Here is a 16,349-nt window from a genome sequence, read left to right on the forward strand (position 1 = left end):
TTCCGACGCCCAGATTAGCTTGCATATTCTTAGTACTCGGCAGGATGGCGAGGACAATCCACGGGACTGACCAGATGTCTCTGCAATAACTGGAAGTAGCCATGAATGACATAGCCATTGTTTCGCGCGATCCATTGTTCACGCCTGGCTCTATACACCCGGGGTAAGTAAAACCAGGGCAAACCGGGAAGATCGTGATGAACCAAGTGAAGATTGAGGTTAAGAAACAGCCAACTCAACAGCCCTGATGATTCATTGATAACTGTGCGGTGTTCCGGAAGCGTTGACGGACGATGTTCGTAAAACGACCTGATCATGGCAATCGACAAGGCCGGCAGCGAAACTAAGAATATGTACTGTATGGCACTGATAGCGCTGTATTGCTCAACCAGGACCAGCACTACGCCAACACTTAGTATATGAGCAGCCCACATCCGCCAAGCGATTCGCCCGGTGTGAAATAGTCCTCCAATCTCACTGCCCACGAGAGCTATTACCGCCAACGGCGCGCCCATAAGCAAACGACCACCCAAGGTCTTGTTTACCCATAACAACGTTCTGATATACCGAGGCGAGCGCAACCAAAAAGCACCGGTGACATAACGACTTTCCGGATCTTGACCCGGCACCGTCAACACCTCGTCGCGGTGATGCGCCAAATGTGTGTCCCTATAAATGTCGTAGGGGTACCACACGGCAAATGGCAGAAATCCCAAGGCTTTATTTATGCCAGGCCAACGCGTTGGATGACCGTGGATAAGCTCATGCTGAATCGACAGCCAGAGCACGACCAATGGAATAAACAGAACAATGGTGAATACTTCGCCAAATGCTTGCCCATAAAAAACAATAACGGCCCAGGCCAGATAAAAACCAACCAACAAAAGCCAGGTGGGCCATTCGGTTTGACTGGTAAATGTAGTACTCAGCTTAACGATTTCAGCTCGATGAGCTTCATCCAAATAGTTTGGCATTGTTGTTAGTCATGATAGATCTTGCTCGGAACAAGCGTCCAATCACTCACACTTCAAGCTGCAACCCCACACACCGGGCATTATCTTAAGATGATTGGCTGGACTAACGGTATGGAAGTACCCAACAGCGATGATTCACATGGCGTAGAGCAGAAATGCCAAGCCTTCGCTGATTGCACTGCAGGCTTCGCTGTTGGCCTGACAAGGGAGAGGTTTGCCGGTAACGAATGGAACGGCAATGGAGGCACAAGGACTGATGCGGATACTGCCGGCGTGAGAAATCGCGACATGAGCTCTGTCATAAGACAGAGCCTCAAGGCTGATTTGGAAGATTCGGGCGCCGGACATAGTCGTACCATAAGAATAGGATTGAACATATCCGGCGGTCCGGTGACAGCAAGGTAGCATGGTGACCACTGTGATCAAGGAATATATTTTATTATGCTTATTCCATAAAGGAATAAGCTTGCGATCTTCGACACTGAGGTGCCGGGTTGGTATGAAGCTTCGACGACCTGGCGGTGCCCAACGGCGATCCGCTGGCCGACCGCCAATCGGTCAAATTCAGCGAAACTCTGGAACACGAATACATCGCCTTGCGCAGCGGCACTCACCTGAATTTTCAGTTGATCAAGGCGGCCAACGACCTCGGACGCTCGCTGAAAATACGTATGGAAGTCTCCAGTTACGACGCGCTGTGCCTGATGGTTCAGGCCGGGTTGGGCATTGGCATCATGCCCGAGGGGAGTGCGGCGATTTACAAAATGGACGGTGCGAAGGCGATCAGGCTGGATGAGCCATGGGCCTCCCGCGAACTCAGCGTGTGCGTGAGGTCGCGAGCGGCGTTGTCGGTCGCGGCGGGATTGTTCCTGGAGCACTTGCTCGAAATGGAGTAAGCGATATCAGGCTCAAAGGCTCGAAGGTAAAATCACCCGTTGATTCATCGATCATGGGTTTCGGCCAAACGCAGCACTGGCAAAGTCCAGAAAGCTTCGCAGCTTGTAAGTCAACCGACGGTCACGCGCATATAGAAGGTTCATGGGTGAGACGTCAGTAGATTTGATGCCAGTGGCATCAAATCTACTGAGCTCTACTGTGGGATCGCAAAGGGCCGAATCTGCGCAATCCGACCGATACAGCCATCGCCATCCCTGGAAATGATGCCACCGGCATCACTCACGAACGTCTCCGAAATTACCCTTACTCACTACTGGATATTCGATTAGTGCTGCAGAACACCAGCGCTGGCAGCACCTTTTTGCGTTGGCGCACCCGTGACTTCGCCCGCATGGGGGGTTGCGGTCTGGGAACACCAGGTCTGCAACAAAGCCCTGCCGCAGGTCGTACGCGAGGGATTGCACCGTTTCGAATGCAATCGCATCGCACTGAACCTGCAGATGAGTGTGGTGCATTCGCTCTACCGCCAGGCCACCACCTGCGCGATCAAAATGGACAGCGCCGAACGGCTGCTGCGCCAGTTCACAACCGCAGTGGAGGTATCACGATGAGTACTTTTTTCGTCGGCGAAGGCAACATCGGCAGTGCGCCAGAGTTCCAAGAATTCGCCTCAGGCAATGACGAGCCACGGCGTTTACTGCGGCTGAATGTGTGAAGATCGAGGCGGCTATTGGGCGCCGGTTGAGCTCTGGCACCGCGATGTTGAACACTGGAGTACGCTGTACCAGAAAGGTATGCGCGTGCTCGTCGAAGGTCGTACGGTGCGCGATGAATGGGAGGACAGCGAAAATAACGCGCGGGTGACCTTCAAGATCGAGGCCCGTCGCGTCGGCATCCTGCCTCATCGGGTGCACGGCGTGGCCATGCGGGAACGCTCCAATGAGCTGGCGGCATCTGCGACACACGCAGGATATGATCCAGAGCAAACCAGTTCACCCGCGTCGAAATCTAGGAAACGCAGAGGGCAACCAACGTCGGACTGACAACTCAGGAAAAAACGTGTTCGCTATCAAGCCTTTAGTGCGACCGGACAGCAGCGAAAAAACCCATATGAGGCAATGAGTTAGACCAGATTCCAGTCGCCATGCACACATCGCAGAGAGGTCCCCAGATTGAAGAACAGCGGGGCGGAATTGCCCGCTACCTCTGGATCGCGGAGCAGCGCAAGCGTTAAGGGAGTAGTGACGGCCGCCAGGACGCAAGGCGTGCGCAGCCCTTGACGGCGAGAATGCCGTGGTACGGTAAAGGGAACATCAAGACCGCCTCACGCCATCACTCACACACCTGCCTAAGGCAAGTGCCCAGCACGCACAGGCCTACAAGGGCAGGAGCCGCACCGCCAAGCGCAGAAAAAAAGGGCAGGCCCTGCATTCGCTTGACGGCGGAGTTCCACACTTTGAAGCCAGTCCAAAATGAACAGCGTGCGCTCGATGCGCCCTATCTCGCACAGGGCTAAGGCTATTCAGGCGTGGCTAGCTTTGCACCACATGGTGGATGTCATGACGCCACAGATTGGTACTAAGTAGCAATTGCCTGCTCGTCGTCGGCCCGAAGCTTGTCCAATACTGAGCGCGCCGGACGCGGTGCACCGAGATGCAGATAACGTAGCTCATCCATAAAGGCACTCCAAAGTGAAGGGCCGCCCTTTTCCAGCACCTCCGCGCGCAAAGACGCTTCCTTGCTCGGATGCGTATGCCGAGCGCCCCAGGCAGCCATATGTGCGAGCAGAGGTACAAGCTGTATTGCCGCTTCCGTGAGGCTGTAAATTCCTTTCTGCTGATGTTTCGGATCCGGACATCGTGTCAGCAGGCCAGACGCGGTCAAGTGCTTCAGCCGACTTGCGAGGATGTTCGTGGCGATGCCTTCCTGGTTTTGCTCCAGCAAGGCGCCATAACTGCGTCTGTTCTCGAACATAACATCGCGGATAACGATCAGGCTCCAGCGGTCGCCGATCTGCTCAAGCGTCAGGTTGATCGGGCAGCCCGATCGTCTTGTTTGCTGCACTGCTATTCCCCTTAAATTTCTACTTGCATTATGCAAGTGGCGCAAATACTATTCAACCACTTGCACTTTGCAAGCGCTAAAGAATCGAACATCTGGGTTTTTCAACACGGGTAACAGCGGCAATTCGGTGCTGCGTATGGCCGAAATGACGGTAACAGCGACATGGCACGATGAGCTGGCGTTTCGCCGAAGATCATTACAGTTGTACGGACCAACATACCCCACCACACAGCCGTGGGAGATGGCGAAATTTAATCCGCCTACCCTCCCTCAACCCAACAGATAACGAAGAGAGGACAAACCAATGAGCACCGAAGAGAGAAACAGGAATTTCGTGCTGGAAGCGTTTGATACGCTGTTCAACAAGCGCGACTATGCCGCGGCCGAACGCTTCTGGTCGCCCGACTATATCCAGCACAGTGCCTATATCGCGCCCGGTCGCGAAGGCCTGTTTGATCTCGTCAAGGCAGCGCCCGCCGAGTTTCGCTACGAAAATGGGCTGGCCGTGGCCTCGGGCGATTATGTCGTACTTCATGGCCGCTTCTCAGGATTCGGCGCCCCGACAAACTGGATCGTGGTCGACATAGTCCGCATCGAAAACGGCCAGCTCGCCGAACACTGGGATGTTATCCAAGACGAGGCCACGCGCGACGGTTCGAAAAGTGGGCTCCCAATGTTTGGCGACAGCTTTCCGAACTGATCCTACTGCGCCGCCCCTGGCGGCGGCCGCCAATTTTTCCTGAGGAAAATGACCATGACTGATGCAAAAACATTGCTGTTAGACCTTCTTGCCGTTGTCCCCGACGGCAAGAAATGTGCTGAGCTGTTCGCCGAGGACGGCGTGCTGGAACTCCCATTCCTCCATTCGCTCGGTATTCCGACCCGCCATCAGGGGCGCGAAGCCATCGCGAAGCTCTATGATTTTGTCGGTGGCAACCTTTATCCCGGCTTCAGCTTCAAACCCGAAAATACCACGGTGCTGATCGACACGAAGGATCAGGTGTACGCCGAATATCTGGCGGAAACGCGCGCGGCGTCGACCGGACGTCTCATCCATCACTTGTTCACGGGATACCTCGTTGCCGAGGGCGGCAAAATCAAGTTGCTTCGCGAGTCTCTTAACACGGTGGCCGCGGCACAGGCACTCCACCCAAACGGCGCTGCTGACCTGCCGCCACCGGAGGCGGAGATTTTCTCGGTTCCTCCGGGATATGAAAGCTAGGGTTGCCGAGGCCGCTGAGGCAGCGCACACATCGAAACGCACTTCATCGCCTCATTTAACCTGAACAACACCACCGAGGAAACACTCATGCCAATATTCCACGCCCACATTCCAGCTCAAAAATTCTCTAGCGAAGAGAAACGCGCGCTGGCGGATGCCTTGAATCTCGCTCTTCATGAAGCCATGGATACGCCCAAGGATGACCGTTTCGTCATCATCAGTGAGCACAAGGACGATGAGCTTTTCATCCATCCGACTTTTCCTGACATGAAGAGATCTGACAAGCGCATGGTCGTAACGGTGACGATAGGCACGAGCAGGACAGTGGAGCAGAAACGCAAGCTCGCGGAGCTGGTCACCCGTTACGCGGTAGAAAAGGTGGGCGTCAGCCAGGACGATATCAGCCTGATCATGTATGCCGTTCCCTTGGAGAACATGAGCTTCGGCGGTGGCAAGCTGGTCTCTGACATTGACCTCTCCATGCCTTGGGTAAACAAGTAAGAAATACGAAACTGCCCGGTTCTTGGAAACGGTGCAGCGGAATTGACTCGAAACGAATGTCTCGTTCGTTTCTCAGGCGTGGCGCTCATGTGGCTCCGATCCGACACCATGCTCTGGACGGGTATCGGGATGAATGCAGCCATCACTTCGACCATGGTGTTGCGCACGCGCACCGAGCCGGAGGCACTGTAGGCGACAGTCCTTGCGCTCGTCCCCAAAGAGGTAAAGCTATGACCGATTGGCATTTCTACGAACCGGCGCAGGGACATTCCCTGCGGCACGATCCGCTCAACGCCATCGTCGCTCCGCGCCCGATCGGCTGGATCAGTACTGTCTCCAACGACGGCGTACGTAACCTTGCTCCCTACAGCTTTTTTAACCTATTCAGCTACAAGCCGCCGATTATCGGCTTTTGCTCGCTTGGCGCGAAGGACTCGCTCGCCAATGCGCGTGCGACCGGCGAGTTCGTATGGAATCTGGCGACGCGAGAACTCGCCGAGGCGATGAACGCCTCTGCGGCGATGGCGCCAGCGGACGTCGATGAATTCGAGTTGGCCAATTTGGAGACGCTGCCCTCCGCAAAAGTACGGCCATCGCGCGTTGCGGCTAGCCCGGTGCAGTTCGAGTGCGTGGTCACCCAGATCGTGCAGCTTGAGGCGCAAAGCGGTGCTGCGCTCCCGGCGTGGCTGGTGTTGGGCGAAGTAGTAGCGATCCACATTGACCAGCAACTGATCAAAGACGGCGTGTATCAGACTGCGCATGCGCGCCCGATCCTGCGCGGAGGTGGGCCGGCCGACTACTTCGAAATCGGCGCGGAGCAGCTCTTCACGCTTGAGCGACCAGGCAATTGACCTGGCATCGAGTGACCGAGGCAAAAGGGTGGAAGGCATGAACTGCCGCTGCGCATAGGGTTTACGGCGCCGCCTGACCTCTTTCTACAAGGAGAACTTCCATGTTTCGACGTACCGATATCGCGTTCGAAGCCGAGGGCGGCGTCACGCTGCGCGGCTGGCTCTATATTCCCACCGGCGGCACCGCCCCCTATCCTGCCATCACGATGGCGCATGGTTATGCCGGCGTGAAGGAGCACGGCCTGGAGCCATTCGCAGAGAAATTTGCCTCCAACGGCTTTGTCGTCCTCCTGCACGATCACCGCAACTTCGGCGCCAGCGAAGGCACGCCGCGCCAGGATATCGACCCATGGAGTCAGATCGCCGATTGGCGGCGCGCGATCAGCTTCCTCGAAGACCAGGACGCCGTCGACGCGAAGCGCATCGGCTTATGGGGCACGAGCTATTCCGGCGGTCACGCACTCGTGCTTGGCGCAACCGAACGCCGCTTGCGTGCGGTCGTCGCGCAGGTGCCGACGATCAGCGGCTTCGAGCAAGGACTGCGCCGCATTCCGCCTGATGCTGTCGCCGCCATCGAGGAGGCCTTCACGGCGGACGAGCGCGCGCAAGCACGCGGCGAGCCGCCGCGTAGGCAGGCAATCGTCAGCGCCGATCCGGCCGTCCCTGCTTCGTACCGCACCAAGGAAGCCATCGAGTTCTATCTGCAGCCCGTACCCGACGGAGCCTGGGAGAACAACGTCACGGTGCGCTCGACGCGCGCTGCGCGCATGTACGAACCGGGCACGTGGATTGCGCGCGTGTCCCCCACGCCGCTGCTGATGATCGTCGCGCTGCAGGACACGATCACGCTGACCGATCTTGAGCTGGCCGCCTACGAGCGTGCCGTTGAGCCAAAGCGCCTCGTGACGATTCCCGGCGGCCACTTCGATCCGTACATCACCAGATTCGATCAATCAAGTACCGCCGCGCTGGACTGGTTCAAGGAACACCTCTCCTAACCTCAACTTGCGACAACGCAGGAGCCCGACATGTCTCATCTCACCCATACCATCGAGAACGGCATAGCAACGATCATTCTTGATCGCTCGCCGCAAAACCGCATTGACGACCAGATGGTTGACGAACTGGCTACGGCAGTCAGCGCGATCGAACGCAGTGACGCACGCGTTGTGCTGGTGCGCGCCGAAGGCGAGAGCTTCAGCTTTGGCGGCGACATCATGTCCTGGCCCGATGACACCCCCCGCCAGTTGCGTGCACGCTTCGAGGGTTACATGGACGTCTTCAATCGCTTCGAACGTCTGCCCCTGCCTGTCATCGCCGTGGTGCAAGGCTTGTGCGCAGGCGGTGGTTTCGAACTGGCGTTGCGTGCCGATGTAATCTTTGCCGCCGAAAGCGCAACATTCTGCCATCCGGAACAGTCGCTTGCCTTAGTGACCCTGTTGGGCGGCATCTACCGCGTCGCCGAACGTGCAGGACGCGTACGAGCCATGGAATGGGCGCTGACTTCCGAGCGTGTCCCCGCCGCGACGATGGAGCGCTTCGGCGTAATCAACCGCGTCGTCGCCGATGCCGAACTGTTTGCAACGGCGCATGCGTTCGCCGCGAAGTTTGTGCATGGCCCCACACGCGCCCACTCAGCTCACAAAGCCTTGCTGCGCGCCTGGGCAAACGGCGGTATCCAGGCGGCCGACGATGTGATGTTCAACATTGCCATGCCCTTGTTCGAGACAGAAGACGCGAAGAACGGGCTTGCTTCGGCCATCAAGGCCCTGAAGGCCGGTACGCCGCGTCTGGAGCTCGAATTCAAGGGTCGTTGATTTCCGCTACGCAAACCGAGTCAAGGAACGGAACATGCAGGAATTGCTGGCGCGGGTGGTCGAGGCGCATGAGAGGATCGGTGCGCTGGAAGCGGCATGAACCGCACAGCGTCACTATCGTTACCGGGGCGCACTACGGGCGCTGAAGGCACTGGTTCATGATGTCAATACGCGTAAAGTTTCTGTGCGCATGCGGGTAGCGGTTGAACCGCTCCGGGTTGAAGTCGTGCAAGAACGCAGGGATGCGCGGTTCCGCTGCATCGTGCCGATTTAGCAACTACACCTCGCTGTTCTACCTGAGGACTCCCTCCTTCATGGCGATGTCCGGCCTCGAACTGACGGAAATCTAGCCATGTAAAGAAAGGTGGCCAAACCTGACGCGGATTGCGAACACGCTTTCCAGGGGCGCAATAGAAGTCTGTTGCCGACCATCTCCGACACCTCAGGCGACTTGTGAAGTCCACGCCTCCAGGAGCAGCCCGCGCTAGATGGTTCCAAGCAAGCAGCAGCATCCGTTATCACCGCAAGATGACAGCACCTCAGCTTGAACCCAGGGCACTGCAAACGATTCGTGCAGTCACGTCGAAATTTTCCAGAGTGAGTACGTCGATTGGCGAACGACCTTTTAATCGCTCATGAGGCTTACAAAGCGCGCGATAAAGCCTCCATGCATCCACATCCGGAGACCGCATCAACACCGCGAGCACCAACTTGTGCCGCAATGGATCAAGCTGCCAATCGGGAATGCGCTGTCCGCGATTCCCCAGGCTCAGGGACAGTAGGCGCCGGGCCTTGATCTCGCGATTGATTTGATCGCGGGATTTACCTGCCAGTCTGGCGAAGACCAGCAGCGGCAAGTTACTTGAAGCCTCAAACGTGGCCAACATTTCGGCCCGTTCACGCTGGATGTCAGACACGTGAGAGTTGTGAGTTTTTCAGTTTGCGCTGGAGCGGGCACGACAGGCAATTGGATAGACCCAATGGGGTCTTTCTCGCTACTGACCAGCATCGTCGATGGGGCGGTCGCCGGTGCAAAGCTGCTGCTGTACAGAACGGCATTTCCCTTCGCGTTTTCCAGTAAGGGCAGCGAAGCTGCGCCCTCTAAACGAATGGTTAGGGGAGAACTTGCTGCTTTCGGTTTGCCCTGCCCCCAAAGGTCCAATCTATTCGCCCAATCCTGCATCATGGTCCGGCGCTGCTCGACGTATTCCGCGTGATTGTAGGCCGCACTCACCTTGTCCGGATCCGCATGAGAAAGCTGCGCGTCGACCCATACCTTGGGGTAGCCAATCTCATTAAGCGCCGTCGAAATCGTCGCCCTCATCCCATGACCGGTCAGTTGGTCGGCATACCCCATTCGTTGCCGGTGATTCTGGCTTGCCGAACGGTCGTATCCGAGAGTGCCATAGCGAGCTCCTGATCAGAGTCAGGGCCAGGGCCAGATGCTCATCTCGCGATCCAAGCTGCTCCAGCAACAAACCGATTCAGTGCGCGTCCGAATTCAAGACTCTCATTCGGGACTCAATTCAGGACTCAAAAGCACTGGATGGTGCTGGATTTCAGTGGTTCCCGCCGGAACGAAAAAAGGACCCGAAGGTCCTGATTTCAATCACTTACAGAATTCAGTAGAACTCTGCAGTGCAATATTTGGAGCGGGAAACGAGACTCGAACTCGCGACCCCGACCTTGGCAAGGTCGTGCTCTACCAACTGAGCTATTCCCGCGTCTTGGTGAGGCGCATTCTATAGAATCCAGATGCCCCGTCAACCCCTTGATTCAAAAAAGTTTTATTTCTTTTCCACATCCGTCTTCAGATGCGGCCAGGCGGCCCGCAAGTACTGGACCATGGACCACAAGGTCAGGCCAGCGGACACCATCAGCAAAGCGTAGCCCATCAGGACCCAGAAGCTGAAGTCCGACGGATTGGCCAGCAGGATCACCAGCGCCAGCATTTGCGCGGCGGTTTTCCATTTGCCCAGGTTCGACACCGCCACATGGGCACGGGCACCGAGTTCGGCCATCCACTCGCGCAGTGCCGATACGACGATTTCACGACCGATGATGACGGCGGCCGGCAGTGTGAGCCACAGGTTGCCGTGTTCTTGCACTAGCAGCACCAGCGCAACGGCGACCATCAGCTTGTCCGCAACAGGATCGAGGAAAGCCCCGAACGGTGTGCTTTGTTCCAGACGTCGGGCCAGATACCCGTCCAGCCAGTCGGTCGCGGCGGCAAAGGCAAAAACCGAAGCCGACGCCAGATAGCTCCAGTGGTAAGGCAAGTAAAACAGCAAAATGAAGATCGGGATGAGCAGGACGCGTAGAACGGTAATCAGATTAGGGATATTCATCGACACAACTGGCTACGAGGTGAGTTGGGCATTCTACTCGCTGTGCAGATTTGCATAAATCAACTCTGCGAGCTTTTTACTGATCCCGGGTGCTTTGGCGATCTCTTCGATGCTGGCACGAGACAGCTCCTGCAATCCACCAAAATGTTTCAACAAATCCCGTCGACGTGTCGGTCCTACACCGGCAACCCCCTCAAGCGTCGAGGTGCGGCGGGTTTTACCGCGCCGTGCACGGTGCCCGGTGATGGCAAAACGGTGAGCTTCGTCGCGGATCTGCTGGATCAAATGCAGCGCGGGGGAATCACCGCGCAAGGTGAATTCATGGGCCGCATCGTTGAGGTACAAGGTTTCGAAACCGGCCTTGCGCGTCGCCCCCTTGGCCACGCCCAGCAGAATCAGGTCGGGCACGGCCAGCTCATTGAGCACGTCACGGGCCATCGACAGCTGACCTTTACCGCCGTCGACCAGCAGAATGTCCGGCAGTTTGCCCTCCCCGTCCTTCAACTTGCTGAAGCGTCGGGTCAGGGCCTGGTGCATCGCGGCATAGTCGTCGCCCGGCGTGACGCCTTCGATGTTGTAGCGGCGGTAGTCGGACTTGATCGGGCCTTCCGGGCCGAACACCACGCAGGACGCCACGGTGGCCTCGCCACTGGAATGACTGATGTCGTAGCACTCAAGACGTTGCGGCGGCTCGTCCAGGCTCAGTACTTCGGCCAGGGCATCGAAACGTGCCGCGACGTGTTGCCGGTTCGCCAGACGTGCGCCCAGCGCCTGCTCGGCATTGGTGACCGCCAATTGCTGCCAGCGCGCTCGGGTGCCCCGTACACGATGACTGATGGTCAGTTCACGACCGCGCAGCTCTTCAATGGCCGCAATCAGGGTCGGAAAGTCTTCGTGAACCACGTTGACGATCAGCTCGCTCGGCAAGTCGCGCTCGGGACTGCTGATGAAGTACTGGCCGAGAAACGCCGCCATGACTTCGGAAACGTCTTCTTCAATACCCACCTGCGGGAAGAAGTTCTTGCTCCCCAACACCCGACCGCCGCGTACGCTGATCAAGTGCACACAGGCGCCACCCGGATTGACGAACGCTGCGATCACATCGACATCGCCCGTCCCGCCTTCCATGCTCTGCTGGTCCTGGACCCGGCGCAGCAATGAGATCTGGTCGCGCAATTCGGCGGCCCGTTCGAACTCCAGATTGACCGCCGCTTCCTCCATGGCCGCGGACAACTCGTCCGCCAACGCGTTGCTGCGCCCTTCAAGAAACATCACCGAGTGGCGAACATCTTCGGCATACACTTCGGGCTCGACCAGGCCGACACACGGCGCCTTGCAGCGCTTGATCTGGTATTGCAGGCAAGGTCGCGTGCGGTTCTTGTAATAGCTGTCTTCGCACTGACGTACAAAAAAAGCCTTTTGCAGCAGGCTCAGGCTTTCGCGGATCGCTCCTGCGCTGGGGTAAGGGCCGAAATACTTGCCCTTGGCCTTTTTCGCTCCGCGATGGATGCTCAAACGCGGGAACTGGCCATCCGAGAGAAAGACATAAGGGTAGGACTTATCGTCGCGCAGCAGGATGTTGTACGGCGGGCGCCATTCCTTGATCAGCGTCTGCTCGAGTAGCAAGGCCTCTGTTTCGTTGGCCGTGATGGTGGTTTCGACCTGGGCGATACGCCCTACCAGCGCGGCGGTCTTGGGAGCCAGACCGGTTTTGCGGAAGTAGCTCGCCAAGCGTTTCTTGAGATTCTTGGCTTTGCCGACATAAAGCAGACGGGCATCGCTGTCGAACATGCGATAGACACCCGGCCGCCCACTGACCGTCGACAGAAAAGCACTTGGATCGAAGGTTTCAGTCATTTTCAGAGGCTGGCATCAACCATGCCGTGACGAACCGCCAACAGCGTCAACTCGACATCGCTGCTGATCGAAAGCTTTTCGAAAATACGGTAACGGTAGGTATTCACTGTTTTTGGCGACAGGCACAGTTTGTCGGAGATGATCTGCACCTTCTGACAGCCGACAATCATCAACGCAATCTGGATTTCCCGCTCAGACAAGGCGTCGAACGGCGAATCGTTGGTTGGCTGGAACGACTTGATTGCCAGTTGCTGGGCAATTTGCGGGCTGATATAGCGTTGCCCGGCAAACACCAGGCGAATGGCCTGGACCATTTCCGGCAATCCGGCGCCCTTGGTCAGGTAGCCCGCGGCACCTGCCTGTAACAGGCGGGTTGGAAACGGATCTTCTTCGCACACGGTGACCGCGACGACTTTGATGTCGGGATGACTGCGCAGTAATTTGCGCGTGGCTTCAAGACCGCCGATCCCGGGCATCTTGACGTCCATCAGCACCACATCGGGTTTCAACTCACGCGCTTTGAGCAGGGATTCCTCTCCCGACTCGGCCTGACCGACTACTTGCAGGCCATCGATGTCAGCCAGCATTCGTGTAATGCCTGTACGAACGAGATCATGGTCATCGACTACTAGCACCCTAATCAAGCAGACACCTCGCGATTTGGTCTTATTGGGTTGCCGGACACCTTAGCAAAAAGCGACTGGCAGACCTAGCGGAAAGCAGCATATAAAAAGTGTCAATTCTTCTGGCGAGGCTTGCTGGCAGTGTGTTTCAGCGATGCAGTCCATTGATATCACGCTGCATTCTCAGGAAACACTGGTCCTTGCCGACCACCTTCAGTCCTTTTCTCTCGTAAAGTATTTTTGCCGGATTATTTTCAAATACGGTCAGACGCAATGCCGGGCGCCGTTCCTTGCAGGCCATGGCGAATACCTGATCGATCACCCAGGAGCCAGCACCCTGCCCCCGGTACGCTTCAAGTAAATGCAATTCGCGGATATACAAGGCGCTGGCGTCACGGCTCAGGCTGACATACCCCATCAGTGTGTCATCACGCACAATCAGCCAGTTTTCGCGTCCCTCCCAAGCAACATCGAAAGCCTCATCCAGCCACAACAGTTCATGTTGAATGTAGTAGCGCAGCATATTTCGACAAGTCAGGTCACGCGCGAAGTCCAGGTCACGAGACGTTGCCGGGCGCAATTCGAACCCCATTCAAGCCTCCGCGACAGTCACGATTTGCCCCTTCCAGCCGTCAGCATTGCGACGAGCAACCACCATGAGATTCCCCGTCCCCGGTGCCGCCGCAACCAACGAGCCGTCCGCCGCCCAGATTGCACTACGCCCTGCCGACTCCCAGCCACCCGTTGCGCCACCATGGTTGGCCATCAGTACCGCCATCGAGTGGGTGCGGGCATAACCTTGCAACAATGCGGTATCTGGAGCGTAGCCGCTTTCTGTAATCAACACGCCCGCGGCATAAAGATCAGCGCCCTGCCGTGCCGCGGCGGCTGCATGACTGGCGTGAGAAAAATCGGCGCATACCGCCAACGCGACGGTGTCGGTGCCGATCTTCAATGTCGAACCGCCTGTTCCCGGGGCAAATGCCACCTCCTCCCCTGGGTGCAAATGCTGCTTGCTGTAGATCTCGAGCGAACCATCGGCCCCCAACACCAGGGCACCGATCAACACCGGCGAATCGTCCGACAGACGAATCGGCATCCCGACGACACTGGTCACACCGACCTCCCGCGCGAAATCGCGCAGAGGTTGCAGCACTCTGGCGTCTGGCGCGATGGTCAGCTCCGCTGCCAGACCGCGCTCGTAGCCGGTCAGCGACAGTTCTGGAAACACCAGCAATTGCACGCCCCGCTCCGCGGCAACCTGCATGAAGCGCAGGTGCCGGGCAATATTGGCGGCAAGATCACCGGCGACGGAGATCGATTGTGCGGCGGCGATGGTCAGCGTCGTCATGGTTCGTCCCTCTGAGGTTGATGGTTTGGACGCCGGTTACACGCCGCCCGTTGCGTAAAGTGTGTCACAACTCCCGACGCACCCAACCGATAGAAACGTCCCGTGATGCCCGATAGCATTTTCTGATTGAATCCGCGTACCGGCCTCTAGTAAGCTCGGCTCATTCTTCGGAGACAGACCATGTTCAACGCCCTCTCACCGCTTCGTACCGCCAGCGCCCCGCGCTCGGTTGCGGCTGCCCGGGCGAATGACGTTTGTGCTTCGGTCAGCTTTTATTTTGGGTATTGGTTTAGCCACTGGCGCGCCTGATACCCACACGGCGCCCACTTTAAACGGGTCGCCACCAGAGAATTCTCAACCCCCGGTCGGCCTCCCGACCGGGGGTTTTGTTTTTTCAGCCCTGAACATTTTTTGCGTTACACCAGACAACTTGAGGATTTACGACATGAATTACGCCACTTATTACCGTTACGACACTTTTACCGCCTGGCGATTTACCAGCTGCCGCTCGGGACAGCCTGCCGCCTCCGATCGGTCACCCACAGGTGGCAAGCACACACACGCAGCCAATCCGGCCAATTGTCGAACACCCCACTAGGGCCGAGCGCGCGGGACGAACCCGCCGCCAGCCCAGGAAGCCCGAATATGAACTCGTCCGTCTCTGCTCTGCCGCTGTCCACCTTGAGCCCTGCCAATGAAGCGCTGACCTTGCGTCTGCCCAGCTCATTGCAACTCAAACAGCAACTGCCACTCAGCAATGCCCTGACCCAACAAGTCGCCGCCCACCGCCAGGCCGTCCGCGCGATCCTCAACGGTGAAGACTCCCGTCTGCTGGTGATCGTCGGTCCCTGCTCGATTCACGACCCTCGTTCTGCCCTCGAATACGCCGCCAACCTGGCCCGTCTGTCTGCACAAGTCGGCGACGAGATGCTGCTGGTGATGCGCGCCTACGTCGAAAAACCCCGCACCACGGTCGGCTGGAAAGGCCTGGCCTACGACCCGCACCTGGATGGCAGCGATGACATGGCGGGCGGTTTGACCCTGTCCCGCGAATTGATGCGCGAAATGCTCCAACTGGGCCTGCCCGTTGCCACCGAGCTGCTGCAACCGATGGCCGCCGGTTACTTTGACGACCTGCTGAGCTGGGTCGCGATCGGCGCCCGCACCACCGAATCGCAGATCCATCGGGAAATGGCCAGTGGCCTGAGCATGCCGGTAGGGTTCAAGAACGGCACCGATGGTGGTGTGGCTGTCGCCAGCGACGCCATGCGCTCGGCCGCTCATCCGCACCGCCATTTCGGTGTCGACAGCCAGGGCCATCCTGCGATTATCCAGACACCGGGCAACCCCGACACTCACCTGGTATTGCGCGGTGGCCATCGCGGGCCGAACTACGACCGCGACAGCATTGCCAAAGTGCACAGCGACTTGACCAGACTCAAGATTCCGGCGCGGATCATGGTCGACTGCAGCCACGCCAACAGCGGTAAAGATCCGTTACGTCAGCCCGCCGTGTTCAACGACGTGCTGGAACAACGCCTGCAAGGTGATCGCTCGCTGGTCGGCATGATGATTGAGAGTCATCTGTTCGAAGGCTGCCAACCGTTGAGCCCTTCGTTGCGGTACGGGGTGTCGGTAACGGACGGCTGCCTTGGCTGGACCGGGACGGAACAATTGTTGTTGCAGGGCGCCGAGCGACTTCGTGCACAACGAAGCACTCAGTAGCCAAAGTAAGCGGTGGCACCGAGATCCGCGATGCAGGGCGATCGGGTCGGTTTACACGGAAAAATGACCTACCAGCGGTAGGTCATCGAAAGAAATATCTCGGCCATCGTTAAAAAGAT

At 57.7% G+C, this 16,349-nt stretch carries 15 protein-coding genes, 1 tRNA gene and 4 pseudogenes; 10 read left to right on the forward strand and 10 right to left on the reverse strand.

Going from position 1 to position 16,349, the window contains the following annotated elements; all coding sequences use genetic code 11:
* Window positions 1–29: 29 nt before the first annotated feature.
* Entirely contained in the window at window positions 30–974 is a 945-nt protein-coding gene (locus AC07V0_RS03345) for a fatty acid desaturase (RefSeq protein ID WP_086946306.1), read from the reverse strand.
* A 521-nt stretch (window positions 975–1,495) separates the two neighbouring features.
* On the opposite strand from AC07V0_RS03345, the gene AC07V0_RS03350 reads away from it, so the two are divergent.
* The 3 genes and pseudogenes from AC07V0_RS03350 to AC07V0_RS03360 all read left to right on the forward strand — a co-directional run bounded on the left by AC07V0_RS03350 (window position 1,496) and on the right by AC07V0_RS03360 (window position 2,914).
* Window positions 1,496–1,870, forward strand: a complete 375-nt coding sequence (locus tag AC07V0_RS03350) for a LysR substrate-binding domain-containing protein (RefSeq protein WP_495019382.1) — start codon at window positions 1,496–1,498, stop codon at window positions 1,868–1,870.
* Window positions 1,871–2,172: 302 nt separating this feature from the next.
* Window positions 2,173–2,482: pseudogene (locus AC07V0_RS03355) on the forward strand (DUF3158 family protein); the annotation flags it as partial.
* Window positions 2,479–2,914, forward strand: a pseudogene (locus tag AC07V0_RS03360) (single-stranded DNA-binding protein). The pseudogenes AC07V0_RS03355 and AC07V0_RS03360, both read left to right, overlap by 4 nt.
* A gap of 380 nt (window positions 2,915–3,294) precedes the next feature.
* Here AC07V0_RS03360 and AC07V0_RS03365 read toward each other — a convergent pair.
* Window positions 3,295–3,393, reverse strand: a pseudogene (locus tag AC07V0_RS03365) (Tn3 family transposase); the annotation flags it as partial.
* A gap of 56 nt (window positions 3,394–3,449) precedes the next feature.
* Complete coding sequence (locus AC07V0_RS03370) at window positions 3,450–3,935, reverse strand: winged helix-turn-helix transcriptional regulator (RefSeq protein WP_457327024.1); 486 nt, start codon at window positions 3,933–3,935, stop codon at window positions 3,450–3,452.
* Window positions 3,936–4,239: 304 nt separating this feature from the next.
* Between AC07V0_RS03370 and AC07V0_RS03375 the strand changes: the two genes are divergently transcribed.
* The 6 genes from AC07V0_RS03375 (at window position 4,240) to AC07V0_RS03400 (ending at window position 8,326) form a co-directional block, all read left to right on the forward strand.
* Complete coding sequence (locus AC07V0_RS03375) at window positions 4,240–4,635, forward strand: nuclear transport factor 2 family protein (protein ID WP_192343066.1); 396 nt, start codon at window positions 4,240–4,242, stop codon at window positions 4,633–4,635.
* 54 nt (window positions 4,636–4,689) lie between these two features.
* Entirely contained in the window at window positions 4,690–5,157 is a 468-nt protein-coding gene (locus AC07V0_RS03380) for a nuclear transport factor 2 family protein (protein WP_457327023.1), read from the forward strand.
* A gap of 87 nt (window positions 5,158–5,244) precedes the next feature.
* Window positions 5,245–5,658, forward strand: a complete 414-nt coding sequence (locus AC07V0_RS03385; RefSeq protein ID WP_123585015.1) for a tautomerase family protein — start codon at window positions 5,245–5,247, stop codon at window positions 5,656–5,658.
* 230 nt (window positions 5,659–5,888) lie between these two features.
* Entirely contained in the window at window positions 5,889–6,509 is a 621-nt protein-coding gene (locus AC07V0_RS03390; protein WP_086946296.1) for a flavin reductase family protein, read from the forward strand.
* A 101-nt stretch (window positions 6,510–6,610) separates the two neighbouring features.
* A complete protein-coding gene (locus AC07V0_RS03395) occupies window positions 6,611–7,507 on the forward strand; it encodes an alpha/beta hydrolase (protein ID WP_495019383.1) in 897 nt (298 codons plus the stop codon).
* 30 nt (window positions 7,508–7,537) lie between these two features.
* Window positions 7,538–8,326 carry an enoyl-CoA hydratase/isomerase family protein gene (locus tag AC07V0_RS03400; RefSeq protein WP_495019384.1) on the forward strand — a complete coding sequence of 263 codons (789 nt, stop codon included), beginning with the start codon at window positions 7,538–7,540 and terminating at the stop codon, window positions 8,324–8,326.
* A gap of 539 nt (window positions 8,327–8,865) precedes the next feature.
* Here the strand turns inward: AC07V0_RS03400 and AC07V0_RS03405 are convergent.
* The 7 genes and pseudogenes from AC07V0_RS03405 to AC07V0_RS03435 form a co-directional block, all read right to left on the reverse strand.
* Window positions 8,866–9,689, reverse strand: a pseudogene (locus AC07V0_RS03405) (tyrosine-type recombinase/integrase); the annotation flags it as partial.
* A gap of 285 nt (window positions 9,690–9,974) precedes the next feature.
* A tRNA-Gly gene (locus tag AC07V0_RS03410) sits at window positions 9,975–10,050 on the reverse strand.
* A 63-nt stretch (window positions 10,051–10,113) separates the two neighbouring features.
* Window positions 10,114–10,674 (reverse strand): CDP-diacylglycerol--glycerol-3-phosphate 3-phosphatidyltransferase, encoded by a 561-nt coding sequence (gene pgsA / locus AC07V0_RS03415; protein WP_007933765.1) that lies wholly within the window; start codon window positions 10,672–10,674, stop codon window positions 10,114–10,116.
* Window positions 10,675–10,707: 33 nt separating this feature from the next.
* Complete coding sequence (uvrC, locus tag AC07V0_RS03420) at window positions 10,708–12,531, reverse strand: excinuclease ABC subunit UvrC (protein ID WP_007933764.1); 1,824 nt, start codon at window positions 12,529–12,531, stop codon at window positions 10,708–10,710.
* A gap of 2 nt (window positions 12,532–12,533) precedes the next feature.
* Window positions 12,534–13,175 carry a response regulator transcription factor GacA gene (gene gacA / locus AC07V0_RS03425; RefSeq protein WP_008015884.1) on the reverse strand — a complete coding sequence of 214 codons (642 nt, stop codon included), beginning with the start codon at window positions 13,173–13,175 and terminating at the stop codon, window positions 12,534–12,536.
* A gap of 127 nt (window positions 13,176–13,302) precedes the next feature.
* Complete coding sequence (locus AC07V0_RS03430) at window positions 13,303–13,746, reverse strand: GNAT family N-acetyltransferase (RefSeq protein ID WP_018927675.1); 444 nt, start codon at window positions 13,744–13,746, stop codon at window positions 13,303–13,305.
* A complete protein-coding gene (locus AC07V0_RS03435) occupies window positions 13,747–14,505 on the reverse strand; it encodes a carbon-nitrogen hydrolase family protein (protein WP_457327019.1) in 759 nt (252 codons plus the stop codon).
* Between the two features lie 645 nt (window positions 14,506–15,150).
* Between AC07V0_RS03435 and AC07V0_RS03440 the strand changes: the two genes are divergently transcribed.
* Window positions 15,151–16,230 carry a 3-deoxy-7-phosphoheptulonate synthase gene (locus AC07V0_RS03440; RefSeq protein ID WP_064617101.1) on the forward strand — a complete coding sequence of 360 codons (1,080 nt, stop codon included), beginning with the start codon at window positions 15,151–15,153 and terminating at the stop codon, window positions 16,228–16,230.
* Window positions 16,231–16,349 lie beyond the last annotated feature (119 nt).

Source organism: Pseudomonas sp. GW821-FHT01E10, assembly GCF_059422365.1.